Annotated in this window: 17 protein-coding genes and 3 tRNA genes; 19 read left to right on the plus strand and 1 reads right to left on the minus strand. The window is 60.7% G+C overall.

Translation table 11 applies throughout. The features are described 5' to 3' along the window. Positions 1–18: 18 nt before the first annotated feature. Positions 19–909 (minus strand): LysR family transcriptional regulator, encoded by an 891-nt coding sequence (locus PGR6_RS10040; protein ID WP_064616989.1) that lies wholly within the window; start codon positions 907–909, stop codon positions 19–21. A gap of 159 nt (positions 910–1,068) precedes the next feature. Between PGR6_RS10040 and leuC the strand changes: the two genes are divergently transcribed. The 19 genes from leuC (at position 1,069) to PGR6_RS10135 (ending at position 20,164) form a co-directional block, all read left to right on the plus strand. Next, positions 1,069–2,487, plus strand: a complete 1,419-nt coding sequence (leuC, locus tag PGR6_RS10045) for a 3-isopropylmalate dehydratase large subunit (RefSeq protein ID WP_018928098.1) — start codon at positions 1,069–1,071, stop codon at positions 2,485–2,487. Between the two features lie 11 nt (positions 2,488–2,498). Then, positions 2,499–3,143 (plus strand): 3-isopropylmalate dehydratase small subunit, encoded by a 645-nt coding sequence (gene leuD / locus PGR6_RS10050; RefSeq protein ID WP_018928097.1) that lies wholly within the window; start codon positions 2,499–2,501, stop codon positions 3,141–3,143. A gap of 87 nt (positions 3,144–3,230) precedes the next feature. Beyond that, complete coding sequence (locus PGR6_RS10055; RefSeq protein WP_007935188.1) at positions 3,231–3,998, plus strand: class I SAM-dependent methyltransferase; 768 nt, start codon at positions 3,231–3,233, stop codon at positions 3,996–3,998. Between the two features lie 51 nt (positions 3,999–4,049). After that, entirely contained in the window at positions 4,050–5,132 is a 1,083-nt protein-coding gene (leuB, locus tag PGR6_RS10060; protein ID WP_064616990.1) for a 3-isopropylmalate dehydrogenase, read from the plus strand. Between the two features lie 68 nt (positions 5,133–5,200). Next, the gene (gene asd / locus PGR6_RS10065; RefSeq protein ID WP_007935182.1) at positions 5,201–6,313 is read left to right on the plus strand and encodes an aspartate-semialdehyde dehydrogenase; all 1,113 of its coding nucleotides are present in this window, start codon (positions 5,201–5,203) and stop codon (positions 6,311–6,313) included. Between the two features lie 276 nt (positions 6,314–6,589). Then, complete coding sequence (locus PGR6_RS10070; RefSeq protein WP_019582121.1) at positions 6,590–7,600, plus strand: aspartate-semialdehyde dehydrogenase; 1,011 nt, start codon at positions 6,590–6,592, stop codon at positions 7,598–7,600. A gap of 208 nt (positions 7,601–7,808) precedes the next feature. Next, positions 7,809–10,448, plus strand: coding sequence for a FimV/HubP family polar landmark protein (locus PGR6_RS10075; RefSeq protein ID WP_064616991.1), 2,640 nt, complete (start codon positions 7,809–7,811; stop codon positions 10,446–10,448). Positions 10,449–10,644: 196 nt separating this feature from the next. After that, positions 10,645–11,469, plus strand: a complete 825-nt coding sequence (gene truA, locus PGR6_RS10080) for a tRNA pseudouridine(38-40) synthase TruA (RefSeq protein ID WP_018928093.1) — start codon at positions 10,645–10,647, stop codon at positions 11,467–11,469. A 63-nt stretch (positions 11,470–11,532) separates the two neighbouring features. Next, positions 11,533–12,165, plus strand: coding sequence for a phosphoribosylanthranilate isomerase (locus tag PGR6_RS10085; RefSeq protein ID WP_018928092.1), 633 nt, complete (start codon positions 11,533–11,535; stop codon positions 12,163–12,165). A 212-nt stretch (positions 12,166–12,377) separates the two neighbouring features. Then, the gene (accD, locus tag PGR6_RS10090) at positions 12,378–13,298 is read left to right on the plus strand and encodes an acetyl-CoA carboxylase, carboxyltransferase subunit beta (RefSeq protein ID WP_007935172.1); all 921 of its coding nucleotides are present in this window, start codon (positions 12,378–12,380) and stop codon (positions 13,296–13,298) included. Continuing rightward, the gene (folC, locus tag PGR6_RS10095; RefSeq protein ID WP_064616992.1) at positions 13,295–14,602 is read left to right on the plus strand and encodes a bifunctional tetrahydrofolate synthase/dihydrofolate synthase; all 1,308 of its coding nucleotides are present in this window, start codon (positions 13,295–13,297) and stop codon (positions 14,600–14,602) included. Before accD ends, folC begins: the two co-directional genes overlap by 4 nt. Beyond that, entirely contained in the window at positions 14,586–15,248 is a 663-nt protein-coding gene (locus tag PGR6_RS10100) for an SPOR domain-containing protein (RefSeq protein ID WP_018928090.1), read from the plus strand. The genes folC and PGR6_RS10100 overlap by 17 nt, the downstream gene beginning before the upstream one ends. 98 nt (positions 15,249–15,346) lie before the next feature. Further along, positions 15,347–15,907 carry a CvpA family protein gene (locus PGR6_RS10105; protein ID WP_018928089.1) on the plus strand — a complete coding sequence of 187 codons (561 nt, stop codon included), beginning with the start codon at positions 15,347–15,349 and terminating at the stop codon, positions 15,905–15,907. Between the two features lie 41 nt (positions 15,908–15,948). Continuing rightward, a complete protein-coding gene (gene purF, locus PGR6_RS10110; protein ID WP_018928088.1) occupies positions 15,949–17,454 on the plus strand; it encodes an amidophosphoribosyltransferase in 1,506 nt (501 codons plus the stop codon). A 67-nt stretch (positions 17,455–17,521) separates the two neighbouring features. Then, positions 17,522–18,733 (plus strand): O-succinylhomoserine sulfhydrylase, encoded by a 1,212-nt coding sequence (locus PGR6_RS10115; RefSeq protein ID WP_018928087.1) that lies wholly within the window; start codon positions 17,522–17,524, stop codon positions 18,731–18,733. Continuing rightward, positions 18,730–19,506: an SDR family oxidoreductase gene (locus tag PGR6_RS10120; protein ID WP_018928086.1), complete on the plus strand. Its 777-nt coding sequence runs from the start codon at positions 18,730–18,732 to the stop codon at positions 19,504–19,506. The genes PGR6_RS10115 and PGR6_RS10120 overlap by 4 nt, the downstream gene beginning before the upstream one ends. Before the next feature lie 269 nt (positions 19,507–19,775). Beyond that, positions 19,776–19,851 (plus strand) — tRNA-Val (locus PGR6_RS10125). Positions 19,852–19,905: 54 nt separating this feature from the next. Beyond that, positions 19,906–19,982, plus strand: a tRNA-Asp gene (locus PGR6_RS10130). Between the two features lie 105 nt (positions 19,983–20,087). Beyond that, positions 20,088–20,164, plus strand: a tRNA-Asp gene (locus PGR6_RS10135). The last annotated feature ends 186 nt before the right edge of the window (positions 20,165–20,350 follow it).

Below are 20,350 nucleotides of genomic sequence, written 5' to 3' on the forward strand. Positions count from 1 at the left end.
CAAAAGAAGAAGCACAGCTTAGCCGCGAGTCCCTGGCTGATCGATTTGTGCATCCAGCAAAGCCATGAAGGCCTTTGCCGCGTTCGACAGCGTCCGTTCGGTGTGCAGGATATAGCCTAGCTGGCGAGTGAGCTGTATGCCCGGCAAAGGTATGCGCGCCACTTGCTCATCCAGCATGGTGCGCGGCAAAACGCTCCAGGCCAGGCCGATCGAGACCATCATCTTGATGGTCTCCAGATAATTGGTGCTCATGGCGATGTTCGGCGTCAGGCCCTGGGCCTCGAACAGGCGTTGCACGATGTGGTGGGTAAAGGTGTTGCCGCCGGGGAAAACCGCGGGGTGCAGGGCAATGTCCGCCAGGCTGACCGCACCGTTGCTGATCAGCGGATGCTCTGGGGCGGCCACGAAATCCAGTGGGTCGTCCCACACGGGCGTGGCCTTGACCAATGTGTGAGGTTCCGGTGCAAGGGTGATGACTGCCAGTTCAGCGCGGCCATGTAGGATTTCTTCGTAGGCCACTTCCGAATCGAGGAACTGAATATCCAGCGCCACTTGCGGGTAACGTCGGGTGAACTCCCTTAATAAGGGCGGCAAGCGATGCAGGCCGATGTGATGGCTGGTGGCCAATGTCACACGACCGGTCACTTCGCCAGTCAGGTTGGTCAGGGCGCGGCGGGTGTCATCCAGTACATTGAGGATCTGATAGGCCCGTGGCAGCAAGGCGCGGCCGGCTTCGGTCAGGCCGACTTCCCGGCCCAGTCGATCGAACAGTCGCACCTTCAATTGCTGCTCCAGCCCGGCGATGCGCTTGCTGATGGCCGGTTGCGTCAGGTGCAGTCGTTCACCGGCGCCGGAGAAGCTTCCGGTCTCGGCAATCGCGATAAAAGCGTTGAGGTTGGCGAGGTCCATAATGAGGTCTCAGTGACATTCCAGTTGGTTATGCAAAGCATAAAAAATATGAATTTGAGTTATTTAATGTAACCCCCTAGGATCGACCTCACAAGCCAAGGGGTTATTGAATTACTCAAGATCCGGGGCATAGAAACAAGCTGATGAGGAAACCGTCTGATGGCCGGCAAAACGCTCTACGACAAGCTCTGGGATTCGCATTTGGTCAAGCAGCGCGACGATGGCTCTGCGCTGATCTACATCGATCGTCACATCATCCATGAAGTGACCTCGCCGCAAGCCTTCGAAGGCCTGCGTCTGGCCGGGCGCAAGCCTTGGCGCATCGATGCCAACATCGCGACCCCGGACCACAACGTACCGACCACCCCGGAGCGCAAGGGCGGCATCGAAGCGATCGTCGACCAGGTCTCGCGTTTGCAGGTTCAGACCCTCGACGATAACTGTGACGAATACGGCATCGTCGAATTCAAGATGAATGACGTCCGCCAAGGCATCGTCCACGTCATCGGCCCGGAGCAGGGCGCCACCTTGCCGGGCATGACCGTGGTCTGCGGCGACTCCCACACCTCGACCCACGGCGCATTCGGTGCCCTGGCTCACGGTATCGGCACCTCCGAGGTCGAGCACGTGCTCGCCACTCAGTGCCTGGTCGCCAAGAAAATGAAGAACATGCTGGTGTTGGTCGAGGGCAAATTGCCGTTCGGCGTGACTGCCAAGGACATCGTCCTCGCCGTGATCGGCAAGATCGGCACCGCCGGCGGTAATGGCCACGCCATCGAATTCGCCGGTAGCGCGATTCGCGACCTGTCCGTTGAAGGCCGCATGACCATCTGCAACATGTCCATCGAAGCCGGCGCCCGTGTTGGCCTGGTGGCTGCCGACGAAAAAACCGTGGCTTACGTCAAGGGCCGTCCATTTGCTCCGAAGGGCGCGGAATGGGATTTGGCCGTCGAAGCCTGGAAAGACCTGGTCTCCGACGCCGATGCCAAGTTCGACACCATCGTCGAGCTCGATGCCTCTCAGATCAAGCCGCAAGTCAGCTGGGGCACCTCGCCTGAGATGGTGTTGGCCGTGGATCAGAACGTACCGGATCCGGCCAAGGAAATGGACCTGGTCAAGCGCGATTCCATCGAACGCGCCTTGAAATACATGGGTTTGACCGCCAATCAGGCGATCACCGACATTCAGTTGGACCGTGTATTCATCGGCTCCTGCACCAACTCGCGGATCGAAGACCTGCGCGCCGCCGCGGTGATCGCCAAGGGCCGCAAAGTGGCTTCGACCATCAAGCAGGCCATCGTGGTGCCGGGTTCGGGGCTGGTGAAGGCTCAGGCCGAATCCGAAGGCCTGGACAAGATTTTTATCGAGGCCGGTTTTGAATGGCGTGAGCCTGGCTGCTCGATGTGCCTGGCGATGAACCCGGACCGTTTGGAGTCGGGCGAGCATTGCGCGTCGACCTCCAACCGTAACTTCGAAGGCCGTCAGGGCGCCGGTGGTCGTACCCACCTCGTCAGCCCGGCCATGGCCGCCGCCGCCGCTGTGAACGGTCGTTTCGTCGACGTCCGTGAATTGATCTAAAGGAGCGCAGCATGAAAGCTTTTACCCAGCACACTGGTCTTGTCGCGCCTTTGGATCGTGCCAACGTCGACACCGACCAGATCATCCCGAAGCAGTTCTTGAAGTCGATCAAACGCACCGGTTTCGGTCCGAACCTGTTCGATGAGTGGCGTTATCTGGACGTTGGCCAGCCGTATCAGGACAACTCCAAGCGCCCGCTGAACAAGGACTTCGTCCTCAACGCCGAGCGTTATCAAGGCGCCAGCGTGTTGCTGGCCCGCGAGAACTTCGGTTGCGGCTCCAGCCGCGAGCACGCGCCGTGGGCACTGGAAGAGTACGGTTTCCGCAGCATCATCGCGCCGAGCTACGCCGACATCTTCTTCAACAACAGCTTCAAGAACGGCTTGTTGCCGATCATCTTGAGCGACGCTGAAGTCGATGAGCTGTTCAAGCAGGTTGAAGCGAACCCGGGCTACCAGTTGCAGATCGATTTGCAGGCCCAGACCGTGACCCGTCCGGACGGCAAAGTGCTGAGTTTCGAGATCGATGCCTTCCGTAAGCACTGCCTGCTCAATGGCCTGGACGATATCGGTCTGACTTTGCAGGATCACGAAGCGATTGCCACGTTTGAAGCCAAGCACCGCGCGAGCCAGCCATGGTTGTTTCGCGACGCCTGAGATTGATCTGGAATCGATGTAATCAGGGCCGGCCTCTTCGCGGGCAGGCCCAGACAGCGCAAGGTTAAACCTAAAAAGGAAGTCCCGATGACCAGCACCGCGCAGCACAGCCAGGTAGTCCAAAAACAATTCGGTGAACAGGCCTCGGCCTATCTGAGCAGCGCCGTACACGCTCAAGGCACCGAATTCGCGCTGCTACAGGCTGAACTGGCGGGGCAGGGCGATGCCCGGGTACTGGACCTGGGTTGCGGTGCCGGTCATGTGAGTTTTCATGTGGCCTCGCTGGTCAAGGAAGTCGTCGCTTACGACCTGTCCCAGCAGATGCTCGATGTGGTCGCCGCCGCCGCTGTCGACCGGGGTTTGAGCAATGTGACCACGGTCAACGGCGCCGCCGAGCGTCTGCCGTTCGCCGATGGTGAGTTCGATTTCGTCTTCAGCCGCTATTCGGCGCACCATTGGAGCGACCTCGGCGTGGCCCTGCGCGAAGTTCGCCGGGTGCTGAAGCCGGGCGGGGTGGCGGCGTTCATCGATGTGTTGTCGCCGGGCAGCCCGTTGTTCGACACTTACCTGCAAAGCGTCGAAGTGCTGCGCGACACCAGCCACGTGCGCGATTATTCTGCGGGCGAGTGGTTGCGTCAGGTCAGCGAAGCGGGGTTGCATACCCGCAGCACCACGCGTCAACGGTTGCGCCTGGAGTACACCTCCTGGGTCGAGCGCATGCGTACGCCGCAGGTGATGCGCGCGGCGATCCTCGAGTTGCAGCAATCGATGGGCAACGAGGTGCGCGAATATTTTGAGATTGAAGCCGATGGTTCGTTCAGCACCGATGTGCTGGTGCTGATGGCTGAACGATAGAATTTTTCCGGGCGCGCCTCAGGGCGCGCCGACTGATGACATGAGGAAAGCATGAGCAAGCAGATTCTGATTCTCCCAGGCGACGGTATTGGCCCGGAAATCATGGCCGAAGCGGTCAAGGTGCTGGAGCTGGCGAACGACAAGTACAGCCTGGGCTTCGAACTGAGCCATGACGTGATCGGTGGCGCCGCCATCGACAAGCACGGAGTGCCGCTGGCCGATGAGACCCTGGCCCGTGCACGCGCAGCCGATGCTGTGCTGCTGGGCGCCGTGGGCGGCCCGAAATGGGACACCATCGAGCGTGACATCCGCCCTGAGCGCGGTCTGCTGAAAATCCGTGCGCAACTGGGCCTGTTCGGCAACCTGCGTCCGGCGATCCTGTACCCGCAACTGGCCGAGGCTTCCAGCCTGAAGGCAGAAATCGTTGCCGGCCTGGACATCCTGATCGTCCGTGAACTGACCGGCGGTATCTACTTCGGTGCGCCACGTGGCGTGCGCGAACTGGAGAGCGGCGAGCGTCAGGCCTACGACACGCTGCCATACAGCGAAACTGAAATCCGCCGTATCGCCCGTGTCGGTTTCGACATGGCCCGCGTACGCGGCAAGAAGCTGTGCTCGGTGGACAAGGCCAACGTGCTGGCCTCCAGCCAGCTGTGGCGTGAAATCGTCGAGCAAGTGGCCAAGGACTACCCGGACGTCGAACTGAGCCACATGTACGTCGACAACGCGGCCATGCAACTGGTGCGTGCGCCGAAGCAGTTCGACGTGATCGTCACCGACAACCTGTTCGGCGACATTCTTTCCGACGAAGCGTCGATGCTCACCGGTTCCATCGGCATGCTGCCGTCGGCGTCGCTGGATGCCAACAACAAAGGCATGTACGAGCCGTGCCACGGTTCGGCGCCAGACATCGCTGGCAAGGGCATTGCCAACCCGTTGGCGACCATTTTGTCGGTGTCGATGATGCTGCGTTACAGCTTCAATCTGCAGGATGCGGCCGACGCCATCGAGAAGGCCGTGAGCCTGGTTTTGGATCAGGGTCTGCGTACGGGAGACATCTGGTCGGCTGGTTGCACCAAGGTCGGTACGCAGGAAATGGGCGACGCAGTAGTCGCCGCGCTGCGGAATCTGTAATCTCTCTGGCCCGCTGCAATTTTCAACCTTGAAAGCAGCGGCCCACTTTTCAAGAAGGTGTAGTTGCGATGAAACGTGTAGGTCTGATCGGTTGGCGCGGCATGGTCGGTTCCGTGCTCATGCAGCGGATGCTGGAAGAGCAGGATTTCGATCTTATCGAGCCGGTGTTTTTCACCACTTCCAATGTCGGTGGCCAAGGCCCGTCCGTGGGCAAGGACATTGCTCCGCTCAAGGACGCTTACAGCATTGAAGAGCTGAAAACCCTCGACGTGATTCTGACCTGCCAAGGTGGCGACTACACCAGCGAAGTGTTCCCGAAGCTGCGCGAAGCCGGCTGGCAGGGTTACTGGATCGACGCCGCTTCCAGCCTGCGCATGCAGGATGACGCGGTGATCGTGCTGGACCCGGTGAACCGCAAGGTTATCGACCAGCAGCTCGACGCGGGCACCAAGAACTACATCGGCGGCAACTGCACCGTCAGCCTGATGCTGATGGGCTTGGGTGGCCTGTTCGAAGCCGGTCTGGTGGAGTGGATGAGCGCCATGACCTATCAGGCGGCCTCTGGTGGCGGCGCGCAGCACATGCGTGAGCTGATCAAGCAAATGGGTGTGACCCACGGCGCTGTCGCCGATCAACTGGCCGATCCGGCCAGCGCCATCCTCGACATCGACCGCCGTGTTGCCGAAGCCATGCGCAGCGACGCGTACCCGACCGAAAACTTTGGCGTACCGCTGGCCGGCAGCCTGATCCCATGGATCGACAAGGAACTGCCGAACGGCCAGAGCCGTGAAGAGTGGAAGGCCCAGGCCGAGACCAACAAGATCCTCGGTCGCTTCAAGAGCCCGATCCCGGTGGACGGTATCTGCGTGCGCATCGGCGCCATGCGTTGCCACAGCCAGGCGCTGACCATCAAGCTGAACAAAGACGTGCCGATCGCTGATATCGAAGGGCTGATCAGCCAGCACAACCCTTGGGTCAAGCTGGTGCCGAACAACCGTGAAATCAGCATGCAGGAGCTGAGCCCGACGAAAGTCACCGGCACCCTGAACGTGCCGGTCGGTCGTCTGCGCAAGCTGAACATGGGTTCGCAATTCGTCGGTGCCTTCACCGTTGGCGACCAACTGCTGTGGGGCGCGGCCGAGCCGCTGCGTCGCATGCTGCGGATCCTGCTTGAGCGTTGATCGATTGATGCAATGAAAGAACCCGTGCCTTGAAAGAGGTGCGGGTTTTTTATGCGCGCCATCCAACTTCTGTAGCAGCTGGCGAAGCCTGCGTCCGGCTGCGCAGCAGTCGTAAACCCTGCGCGCGCGGTTTGCCTGAATGATCGGGATCGCCATGACGAGGACTTCGTCCTCGAACGCAGCCTTCGGCAGCTGCTACAAGGCTTCCCCATTCATTGCCTCGCCACCAACCACCCGGTAAAGTGCCGCTCCCCCCGTTTCGCCAGAGGTAGAACCATGAGCCAGTCCTTCGATATTGCCGTGATCGGTGCCACCGGTACTGTCGGCGAAACACTCGTCCAGATTCTCGAAGAGCGCGACTTCCCGGTCGGCAATCTGCACCTGCTGGCGAGCAGTGAATCGGCCGGACACTCGGTGCCGTTTCGCGGCAAGAACGTGCGGGTGCGCGAAGTCGATGAGTTCGACTTCAGCAAAGTCCAGTTGGTGTTCTTCGCCGCCGGTCCGGCGGTGACCCTCAGTTTCGCCCCGCGCGCTACGGCCGCCGGTTGCTCGCTGATCGACCTGTCCGGCGCGTTGCCGGCCGATCAGGCGCCGCAAGTGGTGCCCGAGGCCAATGCTGCAATTCTTGCCGGCCTGAAAAAGCCCTTCCAGGTCAGCAGCCCAAGCCCTTCGGCGACAGCGCTGGCGGTGGTGCTGGCGCCGCTGCTCGACTTGCTCGACCTGCAACGCATCAGCCTGACGGCGTGCCTGGCGGTATCCGCCCAGGGCCGCGAAGCCGTCAGCGAGCTGGCCCGGCAAACCGCCGAACTGCTCAACGTGCGTCCGCTGGAGCCGGCTTTCTTCGATCGGCAGATGGCTTTTAACCTGTTGGCGCAAGTCGGTGCGCCCGATGCTCAGGGCCACACGTTGCTGGAAAAGCGTCTGGTGCGCGAGCTGCGTCAGGTCTTGTCGCTGCCTTTATTAAAGATTTCCGTCACTTGCATTCAAGCCCCGGTGTTTTTTGGCGATAGCTATAGCGTGACCTTGCAGTCATCGAGCGCTGTCGACCTGGCGAAAGTCAACGCGGCACTGGAAGCGGCGCCCGGTATCGAGCTGGTCGAGGCGGGCGATTACCCGACTCCGGTAGGCGATGCGGTAGGGCAGGACGTGGTTTACGTTGGTCGGGTTCGCAGCGGGATCGACGACCCGGCGGAACTTAACGTATGGCTGACGTCAGATAACGTACGCAAAGGCGCCGCGCTCAATGCTGTGCAGGTGGCTGAATTGTTGATAAAAGACCTGCTGTAAAAGATACTTGGCAACAATTTTTTCTAGTGGTTCCAGCCGAACACCATGTTTGGCTGGAATGCTTGAGGCGAGCCATCCCGCAGGGCTTTCGTCGCATGAATGAAACGATCGCGCGCGACGACCCTTCGCCGTCGCGCGCAACGCCTTACGGCAGCGGCAATCAACACCTTCTCGCTGGCCGAGGAATGTTCAAACAAAGGATGAGGCTATGGTTCAAGTTCGCAAACTGGTGTTAGCAATAGCGGCCGCCTCGGCGCTGTCCTCCGGTATGGCGCATGCCCTCGGGCTTGGGGAATTGACCCTGAAATCGACGCTGAACCAGCCTCTGGTAGCAGAAATCGAGTTGCTCGACGTCAAGGATCTCACGGCTGCCGAAGTGGTGCCGAGCCTGGCCTCGCCCGAAGATTTCGCCAAGGCCGGTGTCGATCGTCAGGCGTTCCTCAACGACCTGACTTTCACGCCGGTGCTTAACGCCAGCGGCAAAAGCATCCTGCGCATCACCTCCAGCAAACCGCTGTCCGAACCGATGGTGAAATTCCTGGTTCAGGTGATGTGGCCAAGCGGTCGTCTGCTGCGTGATTACAGCGTGCTGCTCGATCCGTCCAAATTCTCGCCGCAAACCGCCGATGCCGCCGCGCAACCGGCGCCAGCCCAGGCGGTGACCGCGCCAGTCACCGGCGCGACCAAATCGACGCAATACACCACCACGTCGCGCGATACCTTATGGGAAATCGCCGCGAAGGCGCGTAACGGTGGATCGATCCAGCAAACCATGCTGGCCATCCAGGCGCTGAACCCGGATGCCTTTATCGACGGCAACATCAACCGGCTGAAAGCCGGCCAGGTGCTGCGTCTGCCGGATCAGGTGCAAAGCGCCAGCCTGCCGCAACCCAAGGCCATCGCTGAAGTCGCGGCGCAGAACTCTGCATGGCGCCACGGTCGTCGCTATGTGGCGAAGCCTGGAAGCGGGCAGCAGCAACTCGACGCCACCAAGCGTGCTCGCGGTGACGGCGCTTCGTCGCAAATCGCCACGGACAAGCTGAGCCTGGTCTCTGCCGACACCGGCAAGGGCCGTGGCAAAGGTGCCGCCGGTGATGCGAAAGCCTTGAGCAACAAGCTGGCCGTGACCCAGGAAAGCCTCGACACGGCTCGCCGTGACAACGCTGAACTGAAAAGCCGCATGAACGACCTGCAAAGCCAGCTGGACAAGCTGCAGCGCCTGATCGAACTGAAGAATAATCAGTTGGCCAAGCTGCAAGCCGAAGGCGGCGCGGGCGCACCGGCGGCTACGACCGCTCCGGCGATGTCGGCCGAGCTGGCAGCCAGCCCGGCGGCAACACCTGTTGAAGTGACTCCGGCGGCTCCTGCGCCGGAAGTCGTTCCGGCGCCAGCCGTCGAGCCGACGCCTGTGGCGTCCGACGAGCAGAAATTCAACGAACTGCTGACCAACCCGATCCTGCTGGGTCTGGTGGGTGGCGGTGCAGTGGTTCTGCTGCTCTTGCTGCTGTTGCTGGCCCGTCGCCGCAAAGCTCAGCAAGAAGCAGAAAAACATCTGCGCATGGCCCGTGCCTTGGCTGAGGAGCAAGAGTTCTCCGCCGACCTCGACCTGCCGGAAAGCAGCTTCGAAGGTCTGGAAGTCCCGCCGCCAAGCGTGAAACTCGCGACCGCACCAACGCCTGCACCTGCACCGGCCCCGGTGATTGCCCCGGTTGTGATGACGCCACCGATCGCTGCACCGTTGGTTGCGCCTGCCGCCGAACGCTCTGACGACGTCTTGGCCCAGGCTCAGTCGCACATCGCGGCTGGTCGCCTGAATCAGGCTGCCGCGCTGCTGGAAGACGCTATCAAGCAAGAGCCGCAACGCAGCGACCTGCGCCTGAAGCTGATGGAAGTCTACGGTCAGCAGGGCGATCGCGATGCGTTCGTCGCTCAGGAGCGTCAACTGGTGGCCAACGGCGACAACTTCGCCCGGGTCGAACAGCTGAAAAGCCGCTTCCCGGCCATGGTGGTCGCGGCGGTGGGCGGTCTGGCCGCCGCAGCTGTCGCCGCCGAGCTGGACGCACAGTACGTCAAGGACCTGCTGCTGGACGAGCCGCAAGCCCCGGAACCGGCATTGGCTGACTTTGACAGTGCTTTCGATCTGAGTCTCGACGATCTGGAAGCGGCTACTCCGATCACGCCTGCGGTTGCAGTCGAGCCGGCACCGCAGCCACAGCCTGAGCCAGAACCAGAGTCTCTGGCTGAGCTGGATGAGTTTCCGCTGGACGACGACCTGAGCTTTGAGTCGGTGTTGCAACAACAGACTGAAATCAAGGAAAGCCTCGACGACCTGTCGGACTTTGACCTGGACATGGATCTGGGCGGCGATGCTTCCCCGGAGACTCTGGCTGAAGACGACTTCCTGCTGAGCCTGGATGACGACCTCAAGGACTTGCCTGTCGCTGAAGTGCCGACCGTCACTGAGGCGCCAACGGTGACTGAGGCGCCGCTCGACGATCTGGAGTTGCCGGCTGATTTCGATCTGTCGCTGGCCGATGAAATGGACGCCGCCCCGGGTAAGCCTGACGCCTTTGAAAACGAACTCAACGACGTCAATGCCGAGCTGGATCGTTTGTCCCAGAGCCTCGGCGAGCCAAGCTTCACCGAGGAAGATGCGTTGGCCGCGTCAGATGACGAGCTCGATTTCCTCTCTGGTGCTGATGAAGTCGCCACCAAACTCGACTTGGCCCAGGCCTACATCGACATGGGCGACAATGACGGTGCTCGGGACATCCTCAATGAGGTGGTGACCGAGGGCGATGCGGGGCAGAAGAGCGAAGCCAAGGAAATGCTCTCGCGTCTGGCGTGAATCGTCGGTAAGGCTTAAACAAAACGGCAGCCCATCCAGGCTGCCGTTTTTGTTTGGGGGGTGCGATGGGGTTGGTACATTCAACGCCGTGTCACAGTTACACTGGCATCCCGGTCCGGCGGCCTTATAATGCCTGCCTTTGCGTAGATCAGCAGGCTGTCACCCCTTGGCAAATATAGATAATCCGGCCGCCGAAATGGCGGCCGACGGCTTTTTCCGGATCGCGTTGGGCGTTGAATATAAAGGTTCGCGTTATCGCGGCTGGCAACGTCAGGCCTCCGGTGTGGACACGGTGCAGGAGCTTCTTGAAAAGGCCTTGTCCAAAGTCGCCGACTCACCCGTGTCGCTGCATTGCGCCGGGCGCACCGACGCCGGTGTGCATGCTTGCGGCCAAGTGGTGCATTTCGACACCCAGGTTGAGCGCTCGATGAAGGCCTGGGTCATGGGTGCCAACATCAACTTGCCGCACGACATCAGCGTCAGCTGGGCCAAGGTCATGCCGGCGCATTTCCATGCGCGGTTCAAAGCCATCGCCCGGCGCTATCGCTACGTGATCTACAACGATCAGATCCGCCCGGCGCACCTGAACGAAGAAATCACCTGGAACCACCGCCCGCTGGACGTTGAGCGCATGTCCGAGGCCGCCCAGTATCTGGTCGGCACCCACGACTTCAGTGCTTTCCGCGCCGGCCAGTGCCAGGCCAAGTCGCCGATCAAGGAGCTGCATCACCTGCGCGTTACCCGCCATGGCAAAATGATCGTGCTGGATATCCGTGCCAGTGCGTTCCTGCACCACATGGTGCGCAACATCGCAGGCGTCTTGATGACTATCGGTGCTGGCGAGCGTCCCGTGGAGTGGATGAAAGAGGTGCTGGAGAGTCGTATTCGCCGTTCCGGTGGGGTGACGGCTCATCCGTTTGGTCTGTATCTGGTGCAGGTCGAGTATCGCGACGAGTTCGAATTGCCCGAGCGTTACATCGGCCCACACTTCCTCACCGGCTTCTCGGAACTTGACGGCTGACGCCTTCGAACGCTTTTGATACCATCCGGGACTTTCCCGCAATTGCCCTGAGGTTCTATCGACATGTCGGCCGTTCGCAGCAAAATTTGTGGGATTACCCGCATAGAGGATGCGTTGGCGGCGGTTGAGGCCGGGGCCGATGCCATCGGATTTGTGTTCTACGCCAAAAGCCCGCGGGCCGTGACGTTCCAGCAGGCGAGGGCGATCATCAAGGCCTTGCCGCCGTTCGTGACCACCGTGGGTTTGTTCGTCAACGCCAGCCGTTGCGAGTTGGGGGAAATCCTCGATGCCGTGCCACTGGACCTGTTGCAGTTCCATGGCGACGAAACCGCCGCTGATTGCGAAGGCTGGCACCGACCGTACATCAAGGCATTGCGGGTCAAGGCCGGTGATGACATCGCGGCAGCTTGTGACGCATACCCAAGTGCCAGCGGTATTTTGCTCGACGCCTATGTCGAAGGTGTTCCTGGTGGAACCGGTGAAGCCTTCGATTGGTCACTGATACCGCAAGGCTTGAGCAAGCCGATCATCCTGGCGGGTGGCTTGACGCCAGATAACGTCGCCGAGGCGATTGCCCGGGTTCGGCCTTACGCGGTGGACGTCAGCGGAGGGGTAGAGGCGAGCAAGGGCATCAAGGATCACGCAAAGATTCAGGCATTCATCAAAGCGGTACGCGGTAGCACGTCGTTGATGTGACGGCTGGCAGACTGCCGCCGTCCACTGCTCTGTACAAAAGAGGTGCACCTGCACAAAGCAGGCATGGCTGAGAATTTTTGGGTCGTACGCAGGTCAGCGTCTCGCTGACCCGGCAATCCATCGATCATCGCTACACATATGAATTTAGCTCAAGGGCATACGCGGGGCTGCGAACCAGAGCGTTCGGGCCGCCGGTACTGGAGAAAGAAAGCATGAGCAACTGGTTAGTAGACAAACTGATCCCTTCGATCATGCGTTCCGAGGTCAAGAAGAGCTCGGTGCCTGAAGGTCTGTGGCACAAATGCCCGTCTTGCGAGGCGGTGCTGTATCGTCCGGAGCTGGAAAAGACCCTGGACGTTTGCCCCAAGTGCAACCACCACATGCGTATCGGCGCACGCGCGCGCATCGACATCTTCCTCGACGCTGAAGGTCGTGCCGAACTGGGCGCGGACCTGGAGCCGGTTGACCGTCTGAAATTCCGTGACGGCAAGAAGTACAAGGATCGCCTGACCGCTGCACAAAAGCAGACCGGCGAAAAAGACGCACTGATCTCCATGAGCGGCACCTTGCTGGGCATGCCGGTCGTGGTGTCGGCTTTCGAATTCTCCTTCATGGGTGGCTCGATGGGTGCCATCGTCGGTGAGCGCTTTGTGCGCGCCGCCAACTACGCCCTGGAAAACCGTTGCCCGATGATCTGCTTCTCCGCTTCCGGCGGTGCACGGATGCAGGAAGCGCTGATCTCCCTGATGCAAATGGCCAAGACCTCCGCGGTGCTGGCACGTCTGCGCGAAGAAGGCATTCCGTTCATCTCGGTGCTGACCGACCCGGTCTACGGCGGTGTTTCCGCCAGTCTGGCGATGCTCGGCGACGTGATCGTCGGTGAGCCGAAAGCCCTGATCGGTTTCGCCGGTCCGCGCGTGATCGAACAAACCGTTCGCGAAAAACTGCCGGAAGGCTTCCAGCGCAGCGAGTTCCTGCTGGAGCACGGCGCGATCGACATGATCATCCCTCGTCAGGAGCTGCGTCCCCGTCTGGGCAACCTGTTGGCGCAACTGACCGGCAAGCCGACGCCTAAATTCGTCGCCGCGCCAGTCGAGCCGATCGTGGTCCCACCGGTACCTGCGAACCTATGATCGAGCGCACCCTTGGCGAGTGGCTCGCCTACCTTGAACAGTTGCATCCTTCGGCCATCGACATGGGGTTGGAGCGTTCGCAACAGGTAGCGTCCCGCATGGGGCTGGGCAAGCCGGCGCCTCGGGTGATCACGGTCACCGGCACCAACGGCAAAGGGTCTACCTGCGCATTCGTGGCTTCATTGCTGCGGTCGCAGGGCCTGAACGTGGGTGTCTACAATTCTCCGCACCTGCTGCGTTACAACGAGCGGGTGCAGGTCAATGGTGTCGAAGCCACTGACGCGCAGCTGTGTGAAGCCTTTGCCGCGGTCGAGGCGGGTCGCGGCGAAACATCCCTGACTTACTTCGAAATGGGCACCCTGGCGGCGTTCTGGCTGTTTCAACAGGCCGGTCTCGATGCGGTGGTGCTGGAAGTCGGCCTGGGCGGGCGCCTGGACACGGTCAACGTGGTGGACGCCGATATCGCGCTGGTCACCAGCATTGGTGTCGACCATGCGGATTACCTGGGTGATACCCGCGAATCCGTGGCCTTCGAAAAGGCCGGAATCTTCCGCCAGGGCGCTCCTGCACTGTGCGGCGATCTGAATCCTCCTCAACCTCTGCTGGATAAGGCGCGCGAGCTCAATTGCCCGTTTTTCCTGCGTGGGCGCGATTTCGACCTCGGTATCACCGATTACAACTGGCAATGGCGCGGCGTTGATGCTCAAGGGCGTGCGGTCGAATTGCACGATCTGCCATTGCTCGATCTGCCGATGGAAAACGCTGCACTGGCGTTGCAGGCTTACCTTCTGCTCGGTTTGCCTTGGGTGGATGCGCAGATTATTGAAGCGTTGAAAGCGACGCGGATCGTCGGTCGTCTTGATCGTCGGCAGTTCGACTGGCAGGGCAAGCGTCTGAATCTGCTGCTGGACGTGGGGCACAACCCTCACGCGGCAGAATATCTGGCTCGGCGTCTGGCCAGTCGACCGCTGGCCGGCAAGCGTCTGGCGGTGTTCGGGTTGTTGGCGGACAAGGACCTGGATGGTGTTGTCGGTGAATTGAATGCTAGTGTCCAGCATTGGGCCGTCGCGCCGCTGGATTCGCCGCGGGCACGGCCGGTAGCTCAGTTGCACGCAGCGTTGCAGAACCTTGGCGCCTCGGTTACGTCCTATGACAGCGTGGCCGCTGCCCTGGAAGGGCAGTGCGCGCAGGCGACGAGCGACGACGAGATTCTGTTATTCGGATCATTTTATTGTGTCGCCGAGGCCCTTGAGTGGCTGGCCCGGCGCTCCACGGAGGAAGCGGCAAATGGCTTTGCTGGATAAGGCGTACAAGCAGCGCATGGTCGGTGCCTTGGTGCTGGTGGCGCTGGCGGTGATTTTCTTGCCGATGCTGTTTTCCCGTCAGGACGAACAGCGCCAGGTAAGGGTCGACGCGCCTGCCGCACCGCATGCCTCCTCGTTACCGCAAGTGCAGATCGAGCCGGTCGCGGTGCCTGAACCACAGGCATTGCCGCAAGAGCCTGTGCCAAGCGACGACGAAATTGCCGAGCAGCAAGCGCCGTCGGCACCGATTGCACCAACGGCTCCCGTAGCGCCAGCGCCGCCGGCTGCCAAGCCAGTCGCGCCGCCAGCAGCGCCAGTTGCCAAGCCTGTGCCGGCACCTGCCCAGCCAATCGCGGTTGCACCGACCAAGCCGGTCGCTACTCCAAGTCGCGTCGATGCCAATGGCCTGTCGGTCAGCTGGTCGGTGCAACTGGCAAGCCTGGCGAGCCGTGAGAGTGCTGAAAGTTTGCAGAAAACCCTGCGCAGCCAAGGCTATAACGCCTACATTCGCTCCGCCGATGGCAAGAATCGAGTGTTCGTCGGGCCGCTGATCGAGCGTGCGGAAGCCGATCGTCTGCGTGATTTGTTGAGTCGCCAGCAGAACCTCAAGGGTTTTGTGGTGCGTTTCCAGCCTGAGCGCGGCTAAATCTATCACCCCGATTTGAAAAGCACTGACAATCTCAGCTTACCGACAGCCATGGGCTCTGCTAAAATGCGCCGCCTCATCTGTCTGTAGGCTGCACTGTGCCATTTACCTGGGTTGACTGGGCGATCGTTGCAATCATCGCCATCTCCGCTTTGATCAGTCTGAGCCGCGGCTTCGTCAAGGAAGCACTCTCGCTGCTGACCTGGATCATCGCAGGAGTCGTTGCCTGGATGTTCGGTGGTTCATTGTCCGAGTACCTGGGCGGATATATTGCTACGCCGTCGGCTCGTGTGATCACGGGCTGTGCCATCATGTTTGTCGCCACTTTAATCGTAGGCGCAATGATCAATTATCTTATCGGCGAGTTGGTTCGCGTCACCGGGCTATCCGGGACCGATCGATTCCTCGGCATGGCTTTCGGCGGGGCGCGTGGCGTGTTGCTGGTGGTCGTGGCGGTCGGGCTGTTGAGCCTGGGGCCGGTACAGCAGGACGAGTGGTGGAAAGAGTCACAGCTCGTGCCAAAATTTCTATTGGTCGCAGACTGGTCCAAAAACCTGATCCTCGGGTGGAGCAGTCAGTGGCTTGCCAGCGGAATCAGCGTACCCGCTGATATTCCGTTCAAGGAGCACCTCTTGCCGACGGCCAAAACGCCTCAGTGAGTTGTGTTCAGTTCAGATCCATTAAGTAGGGGTTGCGTCGCATGTGTGGCATCGTCGGTATCGTCGGTAAGTCGAACGTCAATCAGGCGCTGTATGACGCGCTAACCGTCCTCCAGCACCGCGGCCAGGACGCTGCCGGTATCGTGACCAGCCACGATGGCCGGTTATTCCTGCGCAAGGACAATGGCCTGGTGCGTGACGTGTTCCATCAGCGTCACATGCAGCGCCTGGTCGGCCACATGGGCATTGGCCATGTGCGTTATCCGACCGCGGGCAGCTCGACCTCGGCCGAAGCTCAACCGTTTTACGTCAACTCGCCGTACGGCATTACCCTGGCGCACAACGGTAACCTGACCAACGTTGAACAATTGGCCAAGGAGATTTACGAATCTGACCTGCGCCACGTCAACACCAACTCCGATTCGGAAGTGCTGCTCAACGTGTTCGCACACGAGCTGGCCCAGCGTGGCAAGTTGCAGCCGACTGAAGAAGACGTGTTCGCGGCCGTCACCGACGTGCATAACCGTTGCGTCGGTGGTTACGCAGTCGTGGCGATGGTGACCGGTTATGGCATCGTCGGTTTCCGCGATCCGCACGGCATCCGCCCAATCGTTTTCGGTCAGCGTCATACCGACGAAGGCGTCGAGTACATGATCGCCTCCGAAAGCGTCTCCCTGGACGTGCTCGGTTTCACCCTGATTCGCGACCTGGCACCGGGCGAAGCGGTCTACATTACTGAAGACGGCAAGCTGCACACCCGTCAGTGCGCGACCAACCCGTCGCTGACCCCGTGCATCTTCGAACACGTCTACCTGGCACGTCCGGACTCGATCATCGACGGCGTTTCGGTTTACAAGGCGCGTCTGCGCATGGGCGAGAAGCTCGCCGAGAAGATCCTGCGCGAGCGTCCGGACCACGACATCGACGTGGTCATCCCGATTCCGGACACCAGCCGCACCGCGGCCCTGGAGCTGGCGAACCACTTGGGCGTCAAGTTCCGCGAAGGCTTCGTGAAGAACCGCTACATCGGTCGGACCTTCATCATGCCGGGTCAGGCTGCGCGGAAAAAATCCGTACGCCAGAAGCTCAACGCCATCGAACTGGAATTCCGCGGCAAGAACGTGATGCTGGTGGACGACTCCATCGTTCGTGGCACCACCTGCAAGCAGATCATCCAGATGGCGCGCGAAGCCGGCGCCAAGAACGTCTATTTCTGCTCCGCGGCCCCGGCCGTGCGTTACCCGAACGTCTACGGCATCGACATGCCGAGCGCTCACGAGCTGATCGCCCACAACCGTTCGACCCAGGACGTGGCCGACCTGATCGGCGCTGACTGGTTGATCTATCAAGATCTGCCTGACTTGATCGAAGCGGTCGGTGGCGGCAAGATCAAGATCGACAAGTTCGATTGCGCGGTGTTCGATGGCCATTACGTCACCGGCGACGTCGACGAGGCTTACCTGAACAAGATCGAGCAGGCACGTAACGATGCCTCCAAGGTCAAGACCCAGGCAGTCAGTGCGATCATTGATCTGTACAACAACTGAGTAACTACCGGCCCTGAGGGGCCGGTTTTGTATCTACTAAATAAAGAGCAAGGCAAGGAGTGACAGCATGAGTCAGGATTGGGATGCCGGTCGGCTGGACAGCGACCTCGAAGGCGTAGCGTTCGATACCCTGGCCGTACGCGCCGGTCAGCACCGCACGCCGGAAGGCGAACACGGTGATCCAATGTTCTTCACTTCCAGCTACGTATTCCGTACCGCCGCCGACGCGGCTGCGCGTTTTGCCGGTGAAGTGCCGGGTAACGTTTACTCGCGCTACACCAACCCGACCGTGCGCGCGTTCGAAGAGCGCATTGCCGCGCTGGAAAGCGCCGAGCAGGCCGTGGCTACGGCGACTGGCATGGCCGCGATCATGGCGGTGGTAATGAGCCTGTGCAGTGCCGGCGATCACGTGCTGGTGTCGCGCAGCGTGTTCGGCTCGACCATCAGTCTGTTCGAGAAGTACTTCAAGCGCTTTGGCATCGAAGTCGATTACGTAGCTCTGGCGGACTTGTCCGGCTGGGATGCGGCGATCAAGGCCAACACCAAATTGCTTTTCGTGGAATCGCCTTCCAACCCACTGGCCGAGCTGGTGGATATCACCGCCCTGTCGGAAATCGCTCACGCCAAGGGCGCGATGCTGGTGGTCGACAACTGCTTCTGCACGCCTGCGCTGCAGCAGCCACTGAAGCTGGGCGCGGACATTGTCGTGCACTCGGCGACCAAGTTCATCGACGGCCAGGGTCGTTGCATGGGCGGTGTCGTGGCGGGTCGCAGCGAGCAGATGAAGGAAGTCGTCGGTTTCCTGCGCACTGCCGGGCCGACCCTGAGTCCGTTCAATGCCTGGATTTTCCTCAAGGGCCTGGAAACGCTGAGCCTGCGCATGAAGGCGCATTGCGCCAATGCCCAGCAACTGGCTGAGTGGCTGGAGCAGCAGGACGGCATCGAGAAAGTCCATTACGCCGGCCTCAAGAGCCATCCGCAGCACGAACTGGCCCAGCGTCAGCAGAAGGGTTTCGGTGCGGTCGTGAGCTTCGAGGTCAAAGGCGGCAAAGAGGGCGCCTGGCGCTTTATCGATGCGACTCGCCTGATCTCCATTACCGCCAACCTGGGCGACAGCAAAACCACCATCACGCACCCGAGCACCACCTCTCACGGCCGTCTGGCGCCGCAAGAGCGTGAAGCCGCGGGGATTCGTGACAGCCTGATTCGCATTGCGGTCGGTCTGGAAGACGTGGCAGACCTGCAAGCCGATCTGGCGCGCGGGTTGGCTGCCTTGTGATCGAGTTGTCGTCGCCGACCACGGGTACCCATGGCCGCGTCGCGCTGGTCACCGGTGCCGCGCGCGGCATTGGCCTGGGCATTGCGGCCTGGCTGATCAGCGAAGGCTGGCAGGTGGTGTTGACCGATCTGGATCGCGAGCGTGGTTCGAAAGTGGCGAAGGTGCTCGGCGAAAACGCCTGGTTCATCGCCATGGACGTCGCGAATGAAGCGCAGGTGGCGCTGGGTGTGGCCGAGGTGCTGGGGCAGTTCGGGCGTCTGGATGCGCTGGTGTGCAATGCGGCGGTGGCCGATCCGCACAACATCACCCTGGAAAGCCTCGACCTGGCCTACTGGAACCGGGTGTTGGCAGTGAACCTCAGTGGGCCGATGCTGTTGGCCAAGCACTGTGCGCCGTACCTGCGCGCTCACAGCGGCGCGATCGTCAACCTGGCCTCGACCCGCGCCGCGCAGTCGGAACCCGACACAGAGGCTTATGCGGCGAGCAAGGGCGGCCTGTTGGCCCTGACTCACGCCCTGGCCATCAGTTTGGGGCCAGAGATTCGCGTCAATGCGGTCAGTCCCGGCTGGATCGATGCGCGGGATCCAGCGGCACGGCGCGCCGAACCGCTGACTGACGCTGATCATGCGCAGCATCCGGCGGGCAGGGTAGGGACTGTCGAGGACGTGGCGGCAATGGTGGCCTGGTTGTTGTCGAAGAACGCTGGTTTCGTCACAGGCCAGGAGTTTGTGGTCGATGGTGGCATGACCAAGAAGATGATTTACAGCGAGTAACAGGGCAGGGGCGCTGTCCCCGGCATTGATGTTGAATGTGTTGCCATCATCGTCGGCTCACCGCCGAGAGTCGGGTCGCTCCCACATTAGAAAACCTGTTGTCTGAAGAGGCGCGGTCCACTGTGGGGGCGAGCGTGCTCGCGAAAGCGGTCTGACGGTTGTCGGCCTCGTCCGGAATGACACGATTTTGTCTTTTTTAGAAAAACTTCAAGCGGGGTATTGACTTAGCTTCGGTACCTGCGTAAATTTCGCGGCCTCAGAGATGCAAAGGGTGATTAGCTCAGCTGGGAGAGCGTCTGCCTTACAAGCAGAATGTCGGCGGTTCGATCCCGTCATCACCCACCAACTCTTGAGACTCTTGTGTAAGCAAGAGGGAAGCTGAAAAGCCTCCACCGACGCGCAGCGGTAGTTCAGTCGGTTAGAATACCGGCCTGTCACGCCGGGGGTCGCGGGTTCGAGTCCCGTCCGCTGCGCCATATTTTCCGAGTCAGGTTTACCCTGGTTCGAGATTGAAAAGCGAGATTGAAAAGTCTCGAAGTTTCAATCAGACGAGTTACTTGAGCGTCAGCTCAAAGCGATACGCAGCGGTAGTTCAGTCGGTTAGAATACCGGCCTGTCACGCCGGGGGTCGCGGGTTCGAGTCCCGTCCGCTGCGCCATATCTGCCTCAAGGCACACTGAACGCCTTGAAGCTACGAAGAAGGCCGTTGGCAATCTTCGAGTCGATAGCAAAGACCCTGGTCGAAAGACCGGGGTTTTTTGTGTCTGCGATTTGGCTTTTTCTTCTTTCGCGCCTTTGCGCTCTGATCCTTCTGCATCCAGTCTCGGCGCTACAACGGCCGAGT

The organism is Pseudomonas sp. GR 6-02 (assembly GCF_001655615.1).
Lineage (GTDB): Bacteria > Pseudomonadota > Gammaproteobacteria > Pseudomonadales > Pseudomonadaceae > Aquipseudomonas.